Origin of the sequence: Bifidobacterium apis (assembly GCF_036986835.1) — a bacterium.
GTDB classification, from domain to species: domain Bacteria; phylum Actinomycetota; class Actinomycetes; order Actinomycetales; family Bifidobacteriaceae; genus Bombiscardovia; species Bombiscardovia apis_A.
Genome location: NZ_BTXD01000001.1, coordinates 364,536 through 386,663 on the forward strand (window position 1 = coordinate 364,536; position 22,128 = coordinate 386,663).

The following is a 22,128-nucleotide window of genomic DNA, read 5'->3' on the forward strand; positions in this document are numbered from 1 at the left end:
CACTAATATCATCCCTGGTTTCAATCCGAGCCGCGCACATGGCAATGCAGGAGACAGCGGGAAAGCTACCATAGATTGTCCTTAATGTGGCCCCACATGTTATCTCCGTTCCTGCGATTGACGGAATTGTCGTAAAAAGTGTTGCCGGCTACTGTACCGAGGTAACCTACGACTAAACCAATTCCAGCTCCTACAATCGTACCTGGTCTAGGGCGATTGAATCCTACAACTGCTCCAGCGGCGGCTCCTACTGCAGCATCGATAACACCACCAGAGGCAGTGATCAGGCCATGAGCTATGGCATCTTGGGTAGCTGCCTGTTGTCAGCATGTGCCGAAGGAATCAGCAATGCCGCTCAATGATTCAAAACCACCAGAAAAAAATCGCCGACCATGAGAGAGCGGTTCAACGTGCTCAGTTGCATAGCCTAGGCGGTTGCTTCATTAACGCATCCGTCAAGGTCGTTTTTGGTCTTCTCCCCTCTATCCCTTTTATCGAGTATGTCCTATGTGACCGGTAACTGAATCAGAGATGAAGATGGGGGTAGTCGGTTGATTTGGTGACTTCATCAAATGTTCGTTCATAGGATTGTTCCTCGGCGTTGATATATCCCATGAACACTATTTCCGTCACGTCTGGACGGTTGAAGAAAATGGTCTTGGCCGGATCGGTCATGCCATACGGGAATTGTACGGCACCATAGTCAAAGTAACCCGTTGTTCCATGCATGTAACCAGCAGGGTACCCGGGTCTCTTCCGGTTTTCACCACGGATCCCAAGGGAAGAATGGTATCTTCTGATTTGATGGAGTTCTGCCCGGATTATTTCATTAGGTGCCTCTCTTTGATGGATGAATGAAGTTACATTCCTTCAACTTCTCTAAAAACCTATAGCAGGACTACATGTAAATCACGGTCGGTTCGTGCAACACAGTGCGACATCTTCGCTACATCGGAGTGCAATGACTCATTCCTCATTGGCGCTAATCCAATTTTCGCCGTGCTCTCCTTCATTTTGTTGATTCCGTCATTGTTCATTTGGTCCGCAAAATGTGTATAATTGACTTTTGGCGTGTTTCGCCCGCGGATCGAGAGCGCTTCAGCATAGGGCTGGTGCACCGCGTAACGGAAGAATGCAAGAGGAGGAGCCGTGGCTCTTACGAGTGAGCAGAAGCAGGCAATCGTCAAGGAATACGCGACCCACGAGGGTGACACCGGTTCCCCCGAGGTCCAGGTGGCTCTGCTGAGCAAGCGCATTTCCGACCTGACCGAGCACCTCAAGCAGCATCAGCACGACCATCATTCGCGTCGCGGCCTGCTGCTCATGGTCGGCCATCGTCGCCGGTTGCTGGATTACCTCAAGAAGGTGGACATCAACCGCTACCGTTCCCTGGTGGAGCGTCTTGGACTACGCCACTAATATGCATGCTTTCGCCCGGGCCTAGCGCTCGGGCGCTTTTGCATGACTGAACCAGGCACCGTCGATCCCGGGATGGGGTTGCAGAAGATGGTGCCGAACTGAGAATGCAAAGCTGGTCCGCAAGGAATGAAGATAGCCGGACACGGGGTTCGGCAGGGCCAGACCGAAGTAGAAGGATTTCCGGCAGTCAATTGATGCCGAGCATCCTGACATCAGGTAGTAAACAAGCAGTAGACAAAAGGAGGAACCCTATGGAGGGTCCCGAAATCACGGCTGTAGAAGCCACGATCGATAACGGATCATATGGTAAGCGCACGGTGCGCTTCGAGACGGGTCGTCTCGCCCAGCAGGCGGATGGGGCAGTAGCCGCCTATCTTGATGACGATTCCATGGTGCTGTCCACCACCACCGCTGGATCCAGCCCCAAGGAGAACTACGACTTCTTCCCGCTGACCGTCGATGTGGAAGAGAAGATGTACGCCGCGGGCAAGATCCCCGGCTCCTTCTTCCGTCGCGAGGGTAGGCCCTCCAACGAAGCCATCCTGGCCTGCCGGTTGATTGACCGCCCCCTGCGTCCCCTCTTCCCGCACACCCTGCGCAACGAGGTCCAGGTTGTGGAGACCATCCTGGCTGTCAATCCTGAGGATGCCTACGACGTGCTGGCCCTGAACGCGGCCTCCGCCTCCACCCTGATTTCCGGTCTGCCCTTCGAGGGCCCGGTCTCGGGTCTGCGCCTGGCCCTGATCGATGGCCAGTGGGTGGCCTTCCCCCGTTGGAGCGAGCGCGAGCGTGCCGTCTTCGAGCTGGTCGTGGCCGGTCGTGTGGTCGAGGGCGGGGATGTCGCCATCGCCATGATCGAGGCAGGCGCCGGCAAGAACGCCTGGAGCCTGATCTATGACGAGGGCCAGATCAAGCCCGACGAAGAGGTGGTCGCCCAGGGGCTTGAGGCCGCCAAGCCCTTCATCAAGGTTCTGTGCGAGGCCCAGAGCGAGCTCAAGGCCAAGGCCGCCAAGCCCACCAAGGACTTCCAGCTCTTCCCCGAGTACACCGACGAGCTCTACGCGCGCATCGACCAAGTGGCTCATGCCGACCTGGACCAGGCCCTCTCCATCGCGGAGAAGCTGCCCCGCCAGGAGTGCATCCACGAGATCAAGGAGAAGGTCCGTGAGGCTCTGGCCGACGAGTTCACCGACATGGACGAGGCCGAGAAGGACAAGGAGCTGGGCAACGCCTTCAAGGAGCTTCAGCGTCAGATCGTCCGCCGCCGCATCCTGACCCAGGACTACCGCATCGACGGCCGTGGCCTGCGCGACATCCGCACCCTGTCCGCCGAGGTGGACGTGGTGCCCCGCGTGCACGGTTCAGCCCTCTTCCAGCGCGGTGAGACCCAGGTGCTGGGCGTCACCACCCTGAACATGTTGAAGATGGAGCAGACCATCGACGCCCTGTCCGGCCCCACCACCAAGCGCTACATGCACAACTACGAGATGCCGCCCTATTCGACCGGCGAGACCGGCCGCGTGGGTTCGCCCAAGCGCCGCGAGGTGGGCCATGGCAACCTGGCCGAGCGTGCTCTGATCCCGGTTCTGCCCAGCCGTGAGGAGTTCCCCTACGCCATCCGTCAGGTCTCCGAGGCCATCGGTTCCAACGGGTCCACCTCCATGGGCTCCGTCTGCGCCTCCACCCTGTCCCTGCTTGCTGCCGGCGTGCCCCTGAAGGCACCTGTGGCGGGCATTGCCATGGGTCTGGTCACAGGCGAGGTCGACGGTCGGCCCACCTACAAGACCCTGACCGACATTCTGGGCGCCGAGGATGCCTTCGGCGACATGGACTTCAAGGTGGCCGGCACCTCCGAGTTCATCACCTCCCTGCAGCTGGACACCAAGCTGGACGGCATTCCCGCCGACATCCTGGCCGCCGCCCTGCAGCAGGCCAAGGAAGCCCGGGCCACCATCCTGGACGTCATCAACGAGTGCATCGACGGGCCCGCCGAGATGAGCCCCTATGCGCCGCGCATCATCACCACTAAGGTCCCTGTCGACAAGATCGGCGAGGTCATCGGCCCCAAGGGCAAGATGATCAACCAGATCCAGGAGGACACCGGCGCCGATGTCTCCATCGAGGACGACGGCACGGTCTACATCGCCTCCGAGGGCGGCGAGGCCGCGGCCAAGGCCAAGGAGGTCATTGACCAGATCGCCAACCCGCACGTGCCAGAGGCGGGGGAGACCTTCAATGGCAAGGTGGTCAAGATCACCAGCTTCGGCGCCTTCGTCAACCTGACCCCCGGCACCGATGGACTTCTGCACATCTCGCAGATCCGCAACCTGGCCAACGGCGAGCGCATCGACTCCGTGGAGGACGTTCTCAAGGAGGGCGACACCGTCGAGGTCATCGTTCAGGGTGTGGACGACCGAGGCAAGATCTCCCTGGCCATCCCCGGCTTCGAGGACCAGGAGTCCGCAGGAGGTCGCGATCGCGGAGGCCGTGGTGACCGTCGGGACCGTGGCGGTGATCGTCGTGATCGCAGCGGTCGTGGTGACCGTGATCGTCGCGATCGCCGCAGCCGTTCCTCCGAACGCGAGGATCGGTATGAGGCCCCGCGTCGCTCCCGTTCCGAGCGTGATGACCGCTACTACGACGACGAGGACCAGGAGGACCGTCCCCGGCACCGTCGCCAGAGCCGTGACCGCGACTTTGAGGATGGCGGTGACTGGTTCGAGGACGAGGACAGTGGCTCCCGTCGTGATCGGCGTCGGGTCTCCCGTGACGATGACGAGGATCGTGGCGGCCGTGGTCGTGGTGATCGTCGTGGCCGTAGCAGCCGTTCCGAGCGTGATGACCGCAGTGATCGTGGCGGTCGTCATGAGCGTCGCTCTTCCGGACGTGGCGGTTACCGTGGTCGCAGGGAGAACCCGCGCTATGCAGCCGACGAGCACTACGATGAGTACCGGGCCGACCGGGAGGAGCGTTCCGAACGCCCCCGTCGCCGCGTGCGCAGGGACTTCGATCCCTTCGACAGTGAGGACTGACCCCCACTGATGCCGGGACCCCGTTCAATTGGGCGGGGTCCCTTTTTGTCTCCTCTGACTTTAGTGAGAGAATGAAGGCATGTCTGTATCTACGATCGTGCTCATCATCATCCTCCTGCTGGTCGTGTTGCTGGTCATCTGGGGAATCGGGGCCTACAACGGCTTGGTCAATCTGCGCAACCGCGTGGCCAATGGCTGGGCCCAGATCGACGTCCAGCTCAAGCAGCGTGCCGACCTGGTGCCCAACCTGGTCCAGACGGTCAAGGGCTACGCCTCACACGAGTCCACCGTCCTGGAGGAGGTGACCAAGGCCCGCGCCGACGTGGCCCAGACCCAGACGGCTGGCGGAGACCAGATGCAGGCCCGTGCCGATGCCGAGCAGCGGTTGGGTCAATCCCTGGTCACCCTGATGGCTCGTGCGGAGGCCTACCCTGAGCTCAAGGCCAACCAGAACTTCCTGGATCTGCAGCGTCAGCTCAAGGACCTGGAGGATAAGATTGCCTACGCCAGGCAGTTCTACAATGACGTGGTCCAGAAGTTCAACACCCGCATCGAGACGGTCCCCTCCAACATCATCGCATCCCTCTTCCACTTCCGTCAGGCCCAGTACTTCCAGGCCGACGAGGGCAGCCGTCAGGCGCCAGTTGTGGACTTCGGACAGTGAACGCCCCAGCAGCCTCCTCCGGGAAGGCGGCCTCGAATCATCCCTCCTCGGGCCATCCCTCCTGGAGCGCCTCACGCTTTCTCGGGGCCTTGGCGCTGGCTCTGGTGGCAGCCTTGGTGACTTGCCTCGCTGTCCTGTATATCTCCAACAGGAATCGTCCCGACCTGGTATACGATTCGGTGGATTATGATGTCCAGGTCCTGGATAATGGGGATTTGCGTATCAGTCAGACCCTGACTGTCACCATGAATTCCCGCGAGGACGACCACGGCAAGAAACGCCCTTGGCGGGAGCTCTACCAGCGCTATCAGATCAAGCCTGACCGGCTGACCGGCATAAGCGACGTAAGCGTGACTGACCTGACTAATGGCTCCACATATAGGCAGACCAACCCGCTAAAGTATCCTGATGCTGTCAGGTACATTCACGACTGGGACAAGAACTGGGCCGGCACCTGGTATATGGGCATGGTCTCGGACTGGATGCTGAAATCCTACAAGCCGGGCGATGCGGGCCAAGGGTCCGCCTGCGGCGATCTGGGCAATCAATGCCAAGTGGAGCTGGGCTGGAACATTCCACAGACTACCAAGGATTCAGGTCGGCGCTTCCGCATCGACATGACCTTCCACGGGGTCACCACTGCCCATCCCGATGTGGCCGAATTCCAATGGGAGCCCGTGGGCGACACCAACCAGATTCCCGTTGAGCATGTGAGCGCCAATGTCAAGCTGCCCAAGCAGACAGGAACGGAGAAGGGCAAGGACGCGAAGGCCTGGCTGCACTTCGCTGGCAGGGGTTCCTACCAGGTGGTGGATGACAGCCGTATCCGATTCTCCGCAGACCACATCAAGCCGGGCCAGCATCTGGATTTGGTGGTGCTCTTCGATGCGGGGAGGACTTCCTCGGTGGTCAGGACCGATTCTCAACCGGCACGCGACCGTATTGTTGGGCAAGAGCGTCCGCAGTACGAGCACTGGCACGCTGAGCAGACCAGGCGGGCGAGGATCGGACTCTTGACGGGTGTCTTGGTACTCTTGGCTGCTATCGGGCTGATTGCAGTGATGCTTTGGCGGTCCTTCCGCAATTATGGAGACTCCCAGTACCAAGGCGATATCATCTACTACCGTCAGCCTCCTGATCTGTCACCCGCCGTGGCCGCCGTTATCAACGATGTGATGCTGACCCGAGAATCCCCTATTGGCAGGCAATTGTCAGCAACCATTCTTTCCCTGGCCTCCAAGCGGGCCATCGCTCTTGTTCCCGTCAAGTATGAGGACCGGGCGAGTTTCGGCGAAGGATCCGTGACCACCCAGGTGAGGCGCTTGCTGCTCAAAGGCAAACAGCAGTCCATGGAGGTGGTCATCAATCCGGTCTGCAGCAAGGATCGAGCATCCCTGGCCCTGTCCTCAAGCGAGGAAGCCTGCCTGAGCATGCTGGAAGGTGCCTCCACTCTGATTGGCCCCGAGAATAAACGCTTCGACCTGTATGAGATGATTGCGCTCTTCGCCAAGACTGAATCCGATAATGGCAGGGCCTACCTGGATGCTTTCTACCAGGCTGTCGAGTATGAGACCAACAATGCCGACCTGCGCGCCTATCGTCATAATGTAGGGATCTTTGCCTTCCTGGCTGTGCTCTTGGCTGCTTTCATTCTGTTGGCCGGATTCCTGCCGGGCACCGTACTGGTACGTGCGCCCTTGGCCATGCTTCTGGTGGCTGTGGTGACATTCTCCTTGCGCTATAACTGTTGGCGGGTGCTGAGCAGGAATGGACAGCCCATGGCCGGGCAGGTGTCGGGACTTCGGCGCTATCTGCTTGACTTCAGCGATTTTAGCCACCGTGGTGTGGAGGATCTGGTGCTCTGGGACCGTTACCTGGTTTACGCTACGGCCTTCGGCATAAGCGACCGGGTCGTCGCTCAGCTGGCACAGGCCAGCCCTGAACTGACCGACTCCGACTGGCTGAATGACAATGCGCGCGGCAGCCTGCTCTACTGGACCTTCCTGCCTTACAGCCAGGATGTTGCGGCGGCTGCCTCCCTGAGTGACCCTGAAGCATTGGCTGTCAATTCAGCGCTCGGCCAAGGTGGCGTGATTGATTTGGGTACTCAATTGACCCAGGGACTCGACCAGATTGGCGGCCTGATTGGCATGGCCAGCGGCAACGGCTCTGGCAGTGTTATTGGCGGGTTTGGCGACGGCGGTGGCTCCTTCGACGGTGGCGGCGGTGGTTCCGGTGGCGGATCCTTCGGCGGCCGCTGAGACCGGACCGCCAGTTAAGCTCGATGGGAGGCCGGCGGTGTCGAAGCCGGCCTCAATCTACAAGACGGGAGTACATGCATGACATCGTCGATGCGGGCCTTGGGGCCCTTTACTACGACAGCGGTCGGACTGGGCTGCATGGGATTGTCCATCGAGGGCAAGCCGGATCAGGCAACGGCCATCGACGTCATCCATCAGGCCCTGGATGCCGGTTGTCGACATCTGGATACCGCCTGGTCATACTACGAATCGGGCGGCCCCGAACAGACCAACGAGCGACTGGTTCGCCAGGCTTTGGAATCCTGGAAGGGACCTCGTCAGGACGTGCTGGTGGCCACCAAGGTTGGGCACTACCGCAACTTCACTGACGGGCGACCCACTTGGGCTGTGGACGGTCGGCCGGAGAGCCTGATCCGGCACGCCAAGGAGTCCGCTCAGGCCCTGGGCGTGGACACCATTGACCTGCTCTATATGCACCGTCCTGACCCGCAGGTGCCCTACCAGGAGTCACTGGAGGCCATGGCTGAGCTGGCCAAGCAGGGCGTGGCCCGGACCCTGGGTGTCTCCAACGTAGATATTGAGCGGATGGACCTGGCTCGCAAGATTCTGGGCGATGATCTCGTAGCCGTGCAGAACCAGTTCTCACCCACCTTCACCAGCTCCCGCCAGGAGCTGGACCATGCGGCCGAACTGGGTCTGGCCTTCGTCTGCTGGAGCCCCCTGGGAGGCTTCCGAGCGCCCAAGGACGAAACCCGTTATGATGCCTTCCGGCAGGTGGCTCAGGAGCGCGGTGTCTCCCACCAGCGCGTGGTCCTGGCCTGGGAACTGTCCCAGAACAGCAACGTCTTTGTGGTTCCCGGGGCTCACAGGGCGGCCACCATTCTGGATTCCCTACAGGCGGCTGACATGGAACTGAGCGAGGACGAGATGGACCGCCTGAACCGGGCGGCGACTGCATGAGTCCCAAGCCTGAACCAAGAGAGCAGGGCACCCAGAGCGATCAGGGCCAAGCCTGGGATCGGGAACGGACCCTACTGGACAGCAGTCCCCTGCCGTCACTGGACGATCAGGGCCGGCCGATCCCAGTCACCATTCCCATAGCCTTAGCGCCTGGGATCAAAGTGGTCTATACCACCAGGCTGGGCGGGGTCTCCTCGGGCGATTATGCCCAGCTGAATCTCGGCGGCAAGGGGGGCGACGACCCGCAGGCGGTGGTTGCCAACCGTCAGGCCCTGGGCCGCCAGCTGGACCGTCCCATGGTCCTGGTGGATCAGGTTCATTCAGCCAGGGTCTGGGACGCTGACCAGGGTCAGCCCCAGGGACGCTGCGAGGCCGATGCTCAGGTGACCACCCGGCGTGACCTGGCCCTGGGCATCTTCGCCGCCGACTGCCTTCCTGTGCTTTTGGCCGACCCTCAGGTCGGCGTGATGGGGGCGGCCCACTGCGGCCGTCGTGGTCTGGTTGCCGGAGTCATTCCGGCCACAGTCCAGGCCATGGCCGACAAGGGAGCTGACCCGTCCAGGATCGTGGCAACCTTGGGGCCTCGAATCTGTGCGGATTGCTATCAGGTGGGCTCGGAACTGGCCGATGGCTTCGAGAAGCGTTTCCCCGGCGCATCCGGACCATGCCGATTCGGCGGAATCGCCATCGACATCGCCGCTGCAGCCATGATGGAACTGAAGGCGGCAGGAGTGACCCATATCGTAGACTCCGCCCACAGGGTCGGTGCCGCCACCAGCTACCTGCGTCAGGACCCGGACCTGGAAGAGCTGTGCAGTCAGGACGGTGAGGGTCCTTCCCTGTCCAAGCGTCTTGAGGATCTGCGCCGACCGTTATGTACGCTGGAAAATCCGCTCTGGTACTCCCACCGCCGGGCCTCACTGGCCAGCAAGTCGGGGGAGGGGCGCATGCTGGCCCTTATTCTGGCCGACGACTGACACTGTAGGTTGATTAATCCTGTTCCCAGCAGCCGGAGCGGGCCTCGGGTGCAGATGTTCGGTGCAGATAGCGCCGGGTCTGCACCTTTCTCTGTTCTCGTATGAGTACCGTTGAGTCTATGAGTGAGAGCAGAGCATCAGCAGCCCCGTCCGATGTCAGTCAGGATAACGCAGACTCGGAGGAGCAGATTCAGCCAGTTGTGGCGGTGATTCTCGCGGCCGGGCTGGGCGTTCGATTTGACGAGAGCAACCCCAAGCAGCTGGTGCAGGTGGGTGGCAAACCCATCGTCACCTGGTCAATTGACGCCTTCCAGTCCAATGCCCGGGTCACCGACATCCTGGTTGTGGTCAATGATCGGGTGCGGGAGGCTGTCGAGGCCATTGTGGGCGATGACACCTATGACAAGGTCCGCACGGTCATCCAGGGCGGCATCGAGCGCGTGGACAGCACCGAAGCGGCCCTGCAGACCCTGGCTGATGCGGAAATCCCCCAGGATGCCAAACTGCTCATCCACGATGCGGTGCGACCCTTCGTCAGCCAGGAGTCCATCGATGGCTGCATCGATGCCTTGGATACCTTCAAGGCCGCAACCGTGGCCGTGGCCTCGACCGACACCATGCTGATGGGCGGCGACCTGGGCGAACGCAAGGTGGTGCGCCAGGTACCCGACCGTGACAACATGTTCCGGGCCCAGACCCCGCAGGCCTTCCGTTTCAGCACGCTCCGCAAGGCCTACGATCTGGCTGCCGCGGACCCCGATTTCCATCCCACTGATGACACCCGGGTCGTGGTGGACTACCTGCCTGAGGAGCCGGTGGCCATCGTGGCCGGCAGCGTGACCAACATGAAGATCACTCTGCCCTCGGACGTGCCCATGGCTGAATGGATAGCGCGCTCCCTGGCCGGGTGAAGCCCTGTGTACCATGGGGCACATGGAGCAGATCAAGGTCATCGTCGCCGGATACGACCATTACCAGGGTGTTGACGTCAACCCTTCCTATGAGGTCTCACAGGCTCTGGCCAAGCATGGCATGGAGGGCATGCGGCCAGTCGGCCCCACCGAGGAGGATCCCTTGGAGGGCGTAGACCTGGTTATTTCCTCCGTCACCATGCCTGTCAGCTTCGCCAAGGCCTGGCCCATACTGCATGAGGCCATAGAGCGGGTGCACCCCGATATCATCATCGCGACAGGTCTCAAGCGTCGGGCTCGCGGTATCGCCATGGAGCGTTGCGCCGTCAACCTCAAGGAGGATGACGCAGACGACCGTGACAACTCAGGGGAGCAGGAGCCCTCGGATGCCGACCGCGAGACCAGCCGCCAGCCCATCGACCCCCGGGGCCCGGCCGCCTACTGGACCCGACTGCCGCTGAGGGCCATCCTGCACGACTTCGGCACCTGTGGCATTCCCGCCACGCTGAGCTCGGACGCGGGTACCTATGTCTGCAACGCGCTCTTCTACAACCTGCTGGCATGGGCTGCAGGACACAAGGATGTCCTGGCCGGGTTCGTCAGCCTTCCCCTGGTCAATGAAAGCGGCGGTCAGGAGTGCGGCCTGCCCCTGGATCAGCAGATACAGGCTGTGCGCGAGGTGGTCAATGAGACCATTCGCTACTATCGCAGGCCCTCCTCCAGTCCTATTCTTATTGCCTGAGACGCTTATGTAAGGCCAATGTGTCGGCGGCAGGTCAGACGGCGAATTTTGGCCTGCCATGGGGTAGAGTCGAGGTAAATCCACCGGACCGAAGACATCCTTGTCACGGGCCGGCATGTCCTGGTGGCGAAGAGGAGTGTTTCCATGGCCGAAGATCAGTTTCCCGTTGTCCTGCGAGGCTATGACAAGGAGCGGGTCGACCAGGCCCTGGCGGCCTCACGGAGCAATCTGGCCCGGTTGCGTCAGCAGATCAAGGCTGACGATGATCGCATTCTGAAGCTGGAGGCAGAACTCCAGGAGGCCAAGTCACGCAAGGTCGAACAGCCGCGCAACTCCTTCGCCTCCCTTGGAGCCAACGCCCAGCAGCTGCTGGCCTCGGCCGAGCAGACCAGTACCGAGCTGCTCAACCGTGCCAAGCAGGATGCGGCATCCACCAAGACATCCGCCCAGGAGAAGGCGACGACCCTGGTCAACGAGGCCCAGCTTGAAGCCAAACACATCGTGGACGAGGCCAACGCCAAGGCCAAGTCCATCGTCGAGGCCGCCAACGACGAAGCCAGGACCGTCACCACCACTGCCAAGCAGCAGAGCGAGCAGAGCAAGTCCGCGGCCGACAAGGCGGTGGCCGAACGTCGCCAGGCCCTGGATCTGGAGCTGCAGAACTCCCGCGAGGAGCACGAAAAGCGGCTGGCCACCAGCAAGGCCACCCAGGACAAGGAGCTGTCCGAGCAGAAGGCCAAGGCTGCCAAGGAGATCGCCGACAAGCGGCGCAAGAGCGACGAGGAGATCGCCAAGCTCAAGAAGGATGCCAACGATCAGATTCAGAAGGCCCTGGCCGAGGCCAACAAGAAGCTGGCCGACGTGCGCGAGCAGGTCTCCAAGAGCCTGAACGACGCCCGCAGGCAGGCCTCGGAGATTACCGACAAGGCCAAGTCCGAGGCCCAGCAAATTGTGGACGAGTCCAAGGTCACCAGTGCCGAGACCATGGCCAAGGTCAACGCCGAGGCCGAGCAGGTCCGCTCCGACATCGCAGCCCAGCAGGAGGATGCCACCAAGAAGGTGGGCGAGCTGCTCAAGAGCCTGGAGGAACGGCGGGTCAAGACCGAGAAGGAGACCCAGGAGCTGATAGAACAGGCCAAGGCAACCCGCAAGGATGCCGATTCGTTCGCCTCCTTCAAACGTGAGGAGTCCGAGCGCAAGGCCAGCCAGCTGCTGGAGGAGGCCAAGCAGCGCGCCCAGGCCGAGGTCGAGGCCCATCGCAAGGCCGCCCAGGCTGAGCTGGACGGGCTCAAGGACCACATCACCAAGCTGCAGCATCGGGAAGCCACTATCACCTCCCGGGTTGACGAGCTGCGGAACATCTTCTCCAAGTCCTTTGGCAACTTTGATGGCTTCCACGATGAGGCTGTGGTCAATGACCAGGACGATGGCCAGGCTCCCAGTGTTCCCGTGGTCAACGCTGTACCTGCCGCGGACCCGCTACCTGTGCCTGCTTCGAAGGCCGAAAACGAGGATGATGGTGTCGGTCAGCCTGTCACCGAGACCCAGGAAGAAGCCACTCAGACTTCGGTCGATTCGGTCGCAGAGAGTCAACCGGCCGATGACTTGGCGGCTGATGACGCGGCAGCTGATTCCGTCAAGGATGCCAAAGATGATGCCAGCGCAGCTGTGGCCGTCCGGTCCTCGGCCAATATGCCGACCCAGGTCCTGCCCTCCCCGGCGCCGAGTGTCCTGCCCGATGCATCCGTCCAGGCCGATGATACGCCGGCCCAGGCCAAGGATGGACAGGTGGAGAAGGCGGTCACGGACCAGGAGACTACGGTCATTCCGCCCATCAACGATGACGTGACCCCGACCGATCGGGACTGATCAGCGAACGTCCATATTCGCCAAGGCCGGCTTGCAGGCATGATCTGCAACCCGGCCTTTCTGTTTTCCTGGAAATTGCGTGACCTCATGCCGAACCGGCATGGGCGTCAATCTCGATCCGAACCGCTGCCTTGGCTTAGAGTCAATGGTGAAAGGGTGCAGGCCAGAGGTCAAAGGGTTGGGAGAGCGTCATGCAGCATTCACAGCACGCATCATCACATGTGTCTGCCACAGATTCGATCGAGACGGATGCGGGCAGGCAGGAAGAGTCGAGCGCATCTGAAGGACCTGTACGCTCATGGAGTGCCCAGGTGCGTCGTGGTGTGGACCTGCAGTCCCTCTACGCTCTGGTATACCTGGTGGTGGCCAACCTGATCGCGGGAGTTCTGAATCTACCCTCGGTGGCCGCAGCCCTGGGCATTGCTCGTCAGCCAGGGCTGGCTGATCTGCTGGGTGATCTGGTTATGCTGGTCTTTCTCTTTGGCACCCGCGGTCAGGACCTGCTCGGCCGTGGCTCCAACCCGGTGCGCTACAAGGCTCAGACTAATCCCGGTCCGGCCTTGCTGATCGGGGCCATTCTGTCGATCATGCTGGCCAGCAGCATCGAGACTGGCTTCACCTGGGTGGTCAACCAGGGATCCCAGGTCCTTGGGCTGGTCTACCATTCCACCACCTCCCAGATCGCTGTGGGCCAGCATGGGTTCCTATCTCCCCTGGACACGGCCATCCTGGTCCCCGTCGTAGAGGAGTTCCTGCTGCGCGGCGTGGTCATGGGCAGGCTCAGACCCTATGGACGGACCTTCGCCATCGTCACCTCCTCCTTTATCTTTGCCTGTCTGCACGGGGACATCACCCAGAGTCTGTTCACCTTCCTGCTGGGTCTGGTCCTGGGCTTCATCGCCATGGAATACTCCATCCTCTGGTCCATGGCTCTGCATATCTTCAACAACCTGGTCCTGGCTGACGCCATGATGTGGCTGACCCAGACGGTGCCTGCCCGCACCGGCGCGATGATTAACCAAGGAATGACCATTCTGGGCCTGGTTGGGGGGCTGGTCGTCCTCTGGCTGATCCGGGGACAGCTGGCAGACTACCTGCGCGCCAACCGCTCACGCCACGGAACCTATAAGGGCTGGATATCTCTTGGGTTGGCCGTCCTGGTGGTCCTGGCAGTGATCAATGCAGCCCAGCGCTTCTCCCTGGCTTGATGGGTACAGTTGTCCACATCCTCCTCCAGGCGAACCCTCGATGACCGATTCCCGCTATGCTGGATGCAGGGATGCAGATACATCCGCATGAAAGGAAACAAGGACAGACCGTATGACATCAGCACTGACACCACTGGATCAGACCCGTTTGGAGGGCCTGCGCACCGCCTTCGATGAGCGCGAGGCCAACCATGTCGCCATGAACGCCGTCACTCAGGTAGGTATTGACGAAGTGGCTCATAACTATAATCGCTCCCGCCTGCTCCAGCACCGATTCTCGGTCAGCATTGACAATGGCACGGTCACCTCGCAGGCGCACTCCGGCCGCTGCTGGCTCTTCAGCTCGCTGAATGTGGCTCGATTCGTGGCCCGCAAGGCTCTGAACATTGATGGTGAAAGCACCGCCAACCCCATGGGCGACTTCGAGCTGTCCCAGAACTACGCCATGTACTATGACAAGCTTGAGCGCGTCAACTACTTCCTGCGTGACGTGGCGGCTCTGGTGCGGGCCGGCGAGCCCGTGGACTCCCAGCTCATGCGCTTCCTGATGGGCGATGTCATGGGCGATGGCGGCCAGTGGATCATGGCCATGAACATCTATAAGAAGTACGGCGCAGTGCCCAAGCAGTACTATCCCGAGACCGCCTCCTCCCAGAACACCAGCCAGATGAACGATCAGCTGCGTCGTCTGCTTCACCAGGCCACGGCTCACATGGTGGCCAACCCGGACGGCATCGATGAGATCATCGACCGGACCCTGGAGGCCGGTCACCGTATCCTGACCATTCATCTGGGCACCCCGCCCACCAGCTTCGACTGGGAGTGGACCGACAAGGACGGCGTCTTCCACCGGGATGGGCGGATCACTCCGCAGGAGTTCTGGAAGCGCTACGTGAATGCCGGGCTTGAGGACTATGTCTGCCTGGTCGACGATCCGCGCCCCGAGCACCCCAAGGGCCGCAAGATCGGCATCGAGCACCTGGGCAACGTGGCTGGCGGCGATCCCACCGAGTACCTGAACGTCCCGGTGGAGGTCATGAAGGACTGCGCCCGCCGCCTGATGAGCGAGCAGGGACTGCCGGTCTGGTTCGGCGCCGACTGCCACCCCATGATGGACCGCAAGGCCGGTCAGTGGGCAACCGACCTGTTCGAGTACGGTCGGGTCTACGGTGTGGACTTCGACATGGACAAGGAGCAGCGGGTGCGCTTCGGCGATTCGGCCCAGAACCATGCCATGGCATTCGTGGGCGTGGATGTGGCCGATGACGGCCGGACCACCAACCGTTGGCGGGTTGAGAACTCCTGGGGCGGGGACATCGCCAACAAGGGCTACTTCACCATGAGCGACGACTGGTTCAGCCAGTATGTCTACGAGGTGGCCGTTCCCAAGTCCATGCTGTCCGAGCAGTATCGCCAGGCCTTCGACCAGGAGGCCATCATGCTGCCCGCCTGGGACCCCATGGGTGCCTTGGCCTGAGCAACAGCGCCATTGAGCTATATTTACCCATCTAACTGTTCGTTCCCGTGGTCTAGAGGATCTCGGGAACGGATTGTCCACATTGGCCCGGATGTGGACGGCCATAAGTAATTCGGGCATGATCGTCGTAGCGCGACAGAGAGGAGAGCGACCGTGGCATTCGTCAAGGAACCGGATATCATCCCGGAAGAGGAGCGGCAGTATTTTGCCGATACGGCCGTCTTTCCCGAAACAGTGGATGTCAACATTCGTCAGCTGGATCCCATCCCGGCACCTAGGGTTTTTCTGCGCTCGCGGCCCCTGGATTCGAAGCGTATGGAGCTGGTCCGGGACTCCCGCCAGGCCATTCGCGATGTTCTGCATGGGCGGGATGACAGGCTGCTGGTCATCACCGGCCCCTGCTCCATTCACGACCCGGAGGCTGCTCTGGAGTACGCCCGTCGTCTGTCGGCCGTCAATGAGAGGTTGAAGGATCGGCTGCTGATTGTCATGCGGGTCTACTTCGAGAAGCCCAGGACCACGGTCGGTTGGAAGGGGCTGATCAACGACCCCGACCTGGATGGAACATTCAACATTCGCAAGGGGATTCGTCTGGCCCGTCAGGTGCTCTGGCAGGTCCTGGGCCAGGGGATTCCGGCGGCCACAGAATGGCTGGATCCCATCACCCCACAGTATCTTTCCGACGCGGTCAGCTGGGGGGCCATAGGTGCTCGGAATACAGAGAGCCAGGTCCACAGGGAGCTGGCCAGCGGCATGTCCATGCCCATGGGCTTCAAGAACTCGACCGAGGGCAGTGTAGAGGCTGCGGTCGATTCCTGTCTGGCTGCGGCATCCGAGCATCATTTCCTGTCCATCAACCTGGATGGTCATGTCATCGCTGCGGAGACCATGGGCAACCCTGACTGCCACATTATTCTGCGCGGTTCCAGTCATGGACCCAATTACGATGCGGAATCCGTCCGGTCCGCCCTGGAGGTCCTGCACCAGGCGCCGTTGGGCCCTGGTGCATGCCGGGGTCTGATTGTGGACGCAGCCCATGGCAACTGCGGCAAGGACCCCGTACGCGAGGCCCGGGTGGTCGAGGAACTGGCAGACCGTCTTGCCAAGGGCGAGCAGGGCCTGTCGGGTGTCATGATGGAGAGTTTTCTTGAGGGCGGTCACCAGAAGCCGGCCCCACTGGACCAGCTGGTCTTCGGTCGGTCCGTCACCGACGCCTGCATTGCCTGGGACAGGACCGAGGAACTGCTGCAGATTCTGGCCGATGCCGTGCAAGCCCGTCGGGAAAGGATGAAGGCATGAGTGGGATGAAGGATGAGCCACAGGAGCCTCTGCCCCGACCCAGTAAGGCCTACGAGGTTGAACTGGTGCACAAGGCGCTGGCGGCCGGCGTCAACCCCCTGCAGACCGGGAACGTGCCCAGGTGGGAAGACGAGGTAGGCATAGGTCGGATTGTCAACAGGCGGGTCTTTGAGCTTGACCGCCTGCCTTCGCCCGCGCAGATGCTGACCCGATACCCCTTGGATGGCCGGGCCAAGGACCTGGTCATCCGCTCCCGGCAGGAGATTGTGGACTGTCTGCATGGACGGGACGACAGGCTGTTGGTCATTGTGGGTCCCTGTTCCATTCACGACCCCGATGCCGCGCTGGACTATGCCCGTCGTCTGTCGGCCGTCAATGAGAGGTTGAAGGATCGGCTGCTGATTGTCATGCGGGTCTACTTCGAGAAGCCCAGGACCACGGTCGGTTGGAAGGGGCTGATCAACGACCCCGACCTGGACGGCAGCCACAACATCCAGAAGGGACTGGTTCTGGCACGGCGCATCCTTCTGGGTGTGCTGGAGACCGGGCTTCCGGCGGCCACGGAATTCCTTGAGCCTACATCGCCACAGTACATTTCTGACGCGGTCAGCTGGGGGGCTATAGGTGCTCGGAACACGGAGAGCCAGGTCCATCGACAGCTGGCCAGCGGCATGTCCATGCCCATCGGCTTCAAGAACGCCACGGACGGCAGCGTGGATGTGGCCATCGACTCCTGCTACGCGGCCTCGCAACGCCACACCTTCTTCGGCATAGACCACGAGGGTCAGGCTGCAGCCGTTGCGACCATGGGCAATCCCGACTGCCACCTGGTCCTTCGCGGCTCCAAATCCGGTCCCAACTACGATCAGGACTCGGTGCGGGCGGCGCTCGCCGTGCTGCGCCAGCGCATGCCCAAGGACAGCGCGGCTGCCCACGGACTGCTTATCGATGCCTCCCATGGCAATTCCGGCAAGGATGAGCGGCGCCAGATCCAGGTTGTCCATGAGTTGGCCCAACGGATAGGCGACGGCGAGGAAGGCTTTACCGGGCTGATGATGGAAAGCTTCATACGTGGAGGCAATCAGAAGCCGGCCCCCCTGGACCAACTGGTTTATGGGTGTTCGATCACTGACCGTTGCATCTCCTGGCCTGACACTGAGGACCTGCTGGAGGAGCTGGCACAGGCAGTGGACCGTCGTCGCGGCGCGGCTCGTTGACTTACGGCCTGCAGTAGGCTGGTCGGGCCGCAGTCGCGGGTGAAACATGGATAAGGAGTCAGGCATGAGCGAAACAGACGGTTCCCTGGAGGGTGAAGATCGACGGCCGGTTGTCGTCATAGGAGCCATGGACGAGGAGGTGGCCCTGATTGGCCAAGGCCTGAAGCAGGCGGATCAGGATCCACACGCCAGCGATGCTGGACTGAAAGTCATATGTGGCACCCTTGAGGGGTCGCAGGGCCCGGTTCGACTGGCTGCCACAGTGGGCGGCATGGGTACGGTCAACATCGCCGCCACCACGCAGTATCTGATTGATGCCTTCCATCCCAGGGCCGTGATCTTCTCCGGCATTGCCGGCAACCTGAACAAGGACCTGCACATCAACGACGTGGTTCTTGGAGGCACCCTGCGCTATCTGGACACGGACATGCGGTTGGTGGCCCAGTCGGCCCCCGGCACCGAGGAGTTCCATTCGGACCCTCACCTGTTGGATCTGGCAGGCCGCACTCTGGATGCCATGGGAATCAAGCACATCGTCGGCATTATTGCCACGGGCAACTACTTTGTGGACAGCCCTGAGAAGATTGCCCAGGTCAAGGAGCAGACCGGGGCCGATGCGGTCGAGATGGAGGGAGCAGCCGTCTGCCACGTGGCGGCCCGCAACAAGGTTCCGGCTCTGGTCATCCGCGCTTTGAGCGACAACGCCGATACCGACTACGAGGTTTTCCGGGAGTTCGACATCTCCGAATACGCCGACACGGCCGCCAGGCTGGTGCTGGGCATCGTGCGCGGGCTCTGATCGCAGATCGGTAAGGAGCTCCTGGGTGTCTGGCCTGGCGACCGTGGGCATGTGAGCTGATTGGTTGCGCCGTTAAGGTTTGTGAACCATAAATCTGCTGCGGTCTTGCGGTCCTCGGATCCGGCTGGTGCTGAACTTGTCGTGTCTGCGGATTTGACGGTCGTGGCTGATCTGTGTAGTATTGCCCCTTGCATACCAAAGACCGTTGGTCGGGACCCTTGGGTCTCCTAAGTTCGGTTGATCGAGCCAGCACAGGTTGAGTTTCAAATCGGTCCTCGCGACCTGTTTTCCGCTCTGCCTGTCGGCAGGGCTTTCTTTTTGCCTGCCATGCTTGGTCGTCCGGCTCCCTCCAGAGGTCTGTCTAGGAAGGAACGCCATGAAAAGGCCCGAAAAGGAAGAGGCTGTCGCCAGGCTGACGGACAAGTTCCGTGACGCCGATGCCATCATCCTCACCGAGTACCGCGGGCTCAGTGTTCCGCAGGTCGCCGATCTGCGAAACAAGCTAGGCCGCGATACTTCCTACAACGTGGCGAAGAACACGCTAGCCCGGATTGCGGCCAAAGAGGCTGGAATCGAGGGTCTCGATGAGATGCTTGCCGGCCCCTGCGCCATCACCTTCGTCAAGGGTGATTACGTCAATGCCGCCAAGACGCTGCGTGATTTCGCCAAGGACAACCCGGCACTGATCGTCAAGGGCGGCTTCATCGATGGAGCTGTTGCTGACGCGGATGCCATGAAGAAGATCGCGGATCTGGAATCCCGCGATGTTCTGCTCTCCCGGATGGCCGGCGCGCTCAAGGGCACCATGTCCAAGGCCGCCAACCTGTTCGTCGCTGTGCCTACCAAGGCCGTGCGCACGTTCGACGCCCTGCGCGAGAAGCAGGAAAAGGCCGCCTGAGTCCACGGCCACTGGCCCGGATTCATACGGTAAACACAAGAAAAGATGTTCGGTGGTCGGCCTACCAGTCAATGCCGGTCGCCACAAATGAAAGGAAGCCATTATGGCCAAGCTCTCCGCTGACGAGCTCATCGACGCGTTCAAGGAAATGACTCTGGTCGAGCTGTCCGACTTCGTCAAGAAGTTCGAGGACGAGTTCGACGTCGAGGCCTCCGCCCCTGTGGCCGTGGCCGCCGCCGCTCCCGGTGCTGCTGCTCCTGCTGAGGAGGAGAAGACCGAGTTCGACGTCGTCCTCTCCGCCATCGGCGACAAGAAGATTCAGGTCATCAAGGCTGTCAAGGCCATCACCAACCTGGGTCTGGCCGATGCCAAGGCTCTGGTTGACGGTGCCCCCAAGACCGTCCTGGAAGGTGCCAAGAAGGAAGACGCCGACAAGGCCAAGGCCCAGCTGGAAGAGGCCGGCGCCACCGTCGAGCTCAAGTAGTCACCGGCTCTGTCTGAGCCACTGCATGCTTGAAGGCCCTGTGCTGTCATCGACAGCGCGGGGCTTTTTCTATATCTTGTCCGACCGTGCGCACAGGGATGGTTGCGCTGCCCCGTGCAGAGCCGACGGGATATACGTATGTTCGTCCCGCTGTTGTGGACGCAGTTTCAGCCGCCCTGGGGCATAGGGATGACCATATAGCCGGAACGATTGCAATAGATTGCAACAATTTTTTCATGATTAGAACCGCAACTAAGCTAAGGCTCTGTCCTATCGACCGTGACGCCGATGCCCAGATACGACAACGAGAGAGCAATCATGACCATCACTTTCACCAACCAGTTCTGGACCGTGACCTCCGGAGATCTGACCGATCGACGCAGGCCCCTGCAAGCCCCTCCACTGGGGGAGAAGCCCAAGGATGCCAAGCCCATCGTCATTGATCCCTGCCAGCGCCATCAGCCCTGGCTCGGGGCCGGAGCCGCCATCACCGATGCCGCGGCCTCGTTGATCTGGGGCAGCCAAACCACGCAGCAAAGGCATGACCTTTTGGACGACATGTTCAACCCTGACAAGGGCGGTTTTTCGGTCATCCGCATCCCGCTGGGCTCCTGCGAGCCGTCTTCCCAGCCCTACTACACCTACGATGACATTCCCTACGGTGAGCATGACAGGGACCTGGTCAGGTTCTCCCTGGGCGAGGGCGAGCCGGGTGCTCCGGACGCCACCAAGGACTATAAGTACATCATCCCCGTCGTCCAGGAAATTCTGTCCATCAATCCTGCTGTGAAGATCATCGCCTCGCCCTGGAGTGCCCCGGCCTGGATGAAGAACACCGGCCACCTGTGCATGGGCGGTCACCTGCGCTTCGGTGATTGGACCGGCAACGGCTATGATCTGCTTGAGGATTCCATAGAGGGGGTCTATGCCCGTTACTTCGCCCGCTACATCGACGAGATGGAAGCCATCGGCATCCCCATATGGGCGGTCACTGTGCAGAACGAACCTTCCAACGCCGCCCCCTGGCCGGCCATGACCTGGACACTGGCCCAGCAAGCCGACTTCGCCCACCGCTTCCTGCGGCCTGCGCTGGACCGTCGGCACCCCCAGGTGCGTATCTTCATCAACGATGACTCGGGGCACTGCCTGACCGGACCGGTCGACAAGGATGTCACAGCCGAGCAGGCCCGCTCCATCGATGGTCTGACCCTGCACACCTATGACAACGACTATCCGAATCTGGACTATGCCAACCGGGTCTATCCACAGTGGATCTACGGCATGACCGAGCGTCGCTGCATGCTGAACCAGACCCCCGAGGATGCCGCTCACATCATGTCCGGTGTCATTGGCAACTGGCTGGTCCGCCATGGATCTTCCTTTATCACCCTGTGGAACATGGCTCTGGACGAGCGGGGACTGCCCAACCAGATCGGCGCCGACGGCAGACGCGGGGTGGTCACCATCGATCATGGCAGCGGCAAGGTCCGCAGGAACCTGGAGTATTTCATGCTCCGCAGCTTCGGCCAGGACGTGGAGCCCGGTTCGGTAGTGATCGACTCCAGCAACTACACCCCGGACGGTTGGAGCGGCTCGCTGGGCTCAGTGGCCTTCCTGGCGCCGGATGGTTCCATCGCCGCCCATATCTACAACCCCACGGGCAAGCCTGTCAAGGCGGCTGTCACCGTCAACGGCTGGGGGGACCGCTGGCAGAGTGTGACTGTGCCCGCCTGGGGGACCGTGACCATGCACGCGACGATGGGCGAGCGGATCAATGATTCGGCTGTACCCGATGATGAGGACTTCGCCCTGCAGCTGCCTGAGCACACTGTGGATGACAAGGCTCCCGGGCAGGAGTGAGGACCGGATTGGCGATGCGGGGGAAAGAACCTGGAACGAGGAGATGCACGA

The 22,128-nt window shown here is 61.3% G+C and carries 19 protein-coding genes; 17 read left to right on the plus strand and 2 right to left on the minus strand.

The window, feature by feature from the left end:
- Positions 1-65 precede the first annotated feature (65 nt).
- Complete coding sequence (locus AACP62_RS08320) at positions 66-299, minus strand: YMGG-like glycine zipper-containing protein (RefSeq protein WP_425332902.1); 234 nt, start codon at positions 297-299, stop codon at positions 66-68.
- A 226-nt stretch (positions 300-525) separates the two neighbouring features.
- Entirely contained in the window at positions 526-729 is a 204-nt protein-coding gene (locus AACP62_RS01370) for a DUF4176 domain-containing protein (protein WP_198205693.1), read from the minus strand.
- A gap of 420 nt (positions 730-1,149) precedes the next feature.
- Between AACP62_RS01370 and rpsO the strand changes: the two genes are divergently transcribed.
- The 17 genes from rpsO (at position 1,150) to AACP62_RS01455 (ending at position 22,077) form a co-directional block, all read left to right on the plus strand.
- Positions 1,150-1,419: a 30S ribosomal protein S15 gene (rpsO, locus tag AACP62_RS01375; protein ID WP_024626835.1), complete on the plus strand. Its 270-nt coding sequence runs from the start codon at positions 1,150-1,152 to the stop codon at positions 1,417-1,419.
- A 251-nt stretch (positions 1,420-1,670) separates the two neighbouring features.
- On the plus strand, positions 1,671-4,451 hold the full coding sequence (locus AACP62_RS01380) for a polyribonucleotide nucleotidyltransferase (RefSeq protein WP_339345837.1): 2,781 nt from the start codon (positions 1,671-1,673) through the stop codon (positions 4,449-4,451).
- A gap of 79 nt (positions 4,452-4,530) precedes the next feature.
- Entirely contained in the window at positions 4,531-5,115 is a 585-nt protein-coding gene (locus AACP62_RS01385) for a LemA family protein (protein ID WP_198205691.1), read from the plus strand.
- Entirely contained in the window at positions 5,112-7,376 is a 2,265-nt protein-coding gene (locus tag AACP62_RS01390) for a DUF2207 family protein (RefSeq protein WP_339345839.1), read from the plus strand. The genes AACP62_RS01385 and AACP62_RS01390 overlap by 4 nt, the downstream gene beginning before the upstream one ends.
- 78 nt (positions 7,377-7,454) lie before the next feature.
- A complete protein-coding gene (locus AACP62_RS01395) occupies positions 7,455-8,336 on the plus strand; it encodes an aldo/keto reductase (protein ID WP_339345840.1) in 882 nt (293 codons plus the stop codon).
- A complete protein-coding gene (locus tag AACP62_RS01400; protein WP_339345842.1) occupies positions 8,333-9,313 on the plus strand; it encodes a purine nucleoside phosphorylase YfiH/LACC1 family protein in 981 nt (326 codons plus the stop codon). Before AACP62_RS01395 ends, AACP62_RS01400 begins: the two co-directional genes overlap by 4 nt.
- 119 nt (positions 9,314-9,432) lie before the next feature.
- Positions 9,433-10,224: an IspD/TarI family cytidylyltransferase gene (locus AACP62_RS01405; protein WP_339345844.1), complete on the plus strand. Its 792-nt coding sequence runs from the start codon at positions 9,433-9,435 to the stop codon at positions 10,222-10,224.
- Between the two features lie 22 nt (positions 10,225-10,246).
- Complete coding sequence (locus AACP62_RS01410; protein WP_339345845.1) at positions 10,247-10,966, plus strand: pyroglutamyl-peptidase I; 720 nt, start codon at positions 10,247-10,249, stop codon at positions 10,964-10,966.
- Between the two features lie 144 nt (positions 10,967-11,110).
- On the plus strand, positions 11,111-12,835 hold the full coding sequence (locus AACP62_RS01415; RefSeq protein WP_339345846.1) for a cell division protein: 1,725 nt from the start codon (positions 11,111-11,113) through the stop codon (positions 12,833-12,835).
- A 221-nt stretch (positions 12,836-13,056) separates the two neighbouring features.
- The gene (locus AACP62_RS01420; RefSeq protein WP_339345847.1) at positions 13,057-14,043 is read left to right on the plus strand and encodes a CPBP family intramembrane glutamic endopeptidase; all 987 of its coding nucleotides are present in this window, start codon (positions 13,057-13,059) and stop codon (positions 14,041-14,043) included.
- A 112-nt stretch (positions 14,044-14,155) separates the two neighbouring features.
- The gene (locus AACP62_RS01425; RefSeq protein WP_339345850.1) at positions 14,156-15,520 is read left to right on the plus strand and encodes a C1 family peptidase; all 1,365 of its coding nucleotides are present in this window, start codon (positions 14,156-14,158) and stop codon (positions 15,518-15,520) included.
- 177 nt (positions 15,521-15,697) lie between these two features.
- Positions 15,698-16,819 (plus strand): 3-deoxy-7-phosphoheptulonate synthase, encoded by a 1,122-nt coding sequence (locus AACP62_RS01430; RefSeq protein ID WP_155805001.1) that lies wholly within the window; start codon positions 15,698-15,700, stop codon positions 16,817-16,819.
- Positions 16,816-18,036: a 3-deoxy-7-phosphoheptulonate synthase gene (locus AACP62_RS01435; protein WP_029678104.1), complete on the plus strand. Its 1,221-nt coding sequence runs from the start codon at positions 16,816-16,818 to the stop codon at positions 18,034-18,036. The genes AACP62_RS01430 and AACP62_RS01435 overlap by 4 nt, the downstream gene beginning before the upstream one ends.
- 64 nt (positions 18,037-18,100) lie before the next feature.
- A complete protein-coding gene (gene mtnN, locus AACP62_RS01440) occupies positions 18,101-18,835 on the plus strand; it encodes a 5'-methylthioadenosine/S-adenosylhomocysteine nucleosidase (protein WP_198182976.1) in 735 nt (244 codons plus the stop codon).
- A 376-nt stretch (positions 18,836-19,211) separates the two neighbouring features.
- Positions 19,212-19,733: a 50S ribosomal protein L10 gene (gene rplJ / locus AACP62_RS01445; protein WP_024626821.1), complete on the plus strand. Its 522-nt coding sequence runs from the start codon at positions 19,212-19,214 to the stop codon at positions 19,731-19,733.
- A gap of 103 nt (positions 19,734-19,836) precedes the next feature.
- Positions 19,837-20,217: a 50S ribosomal protein L7/L12 gene (rplL, locus tag AACP62_RS01450; protein WP_015022403.1), complete on the plus strand. Its 381-nt coding sequence runs from the start codon at positions 19,837-19,839 to the stop codon at positions 20,215-20,217.
- A 318-nt stretch (positions 20,218-20,535) separates the two neighbouring features.
- Positions 20,536-22,077, plus strand: a complete 1,542-nt coding sequence (locus AACP62_RS01455; RefSeq protein WP_198182974.1) for a glycoside hydrolase family 30 protein — start codon at positions 20,536-20,538, stop codon at positions 22,075-22,077.
- The last annotated feature ends 51 nt before the right edge of the window (positions 22,078-22,128 follow it).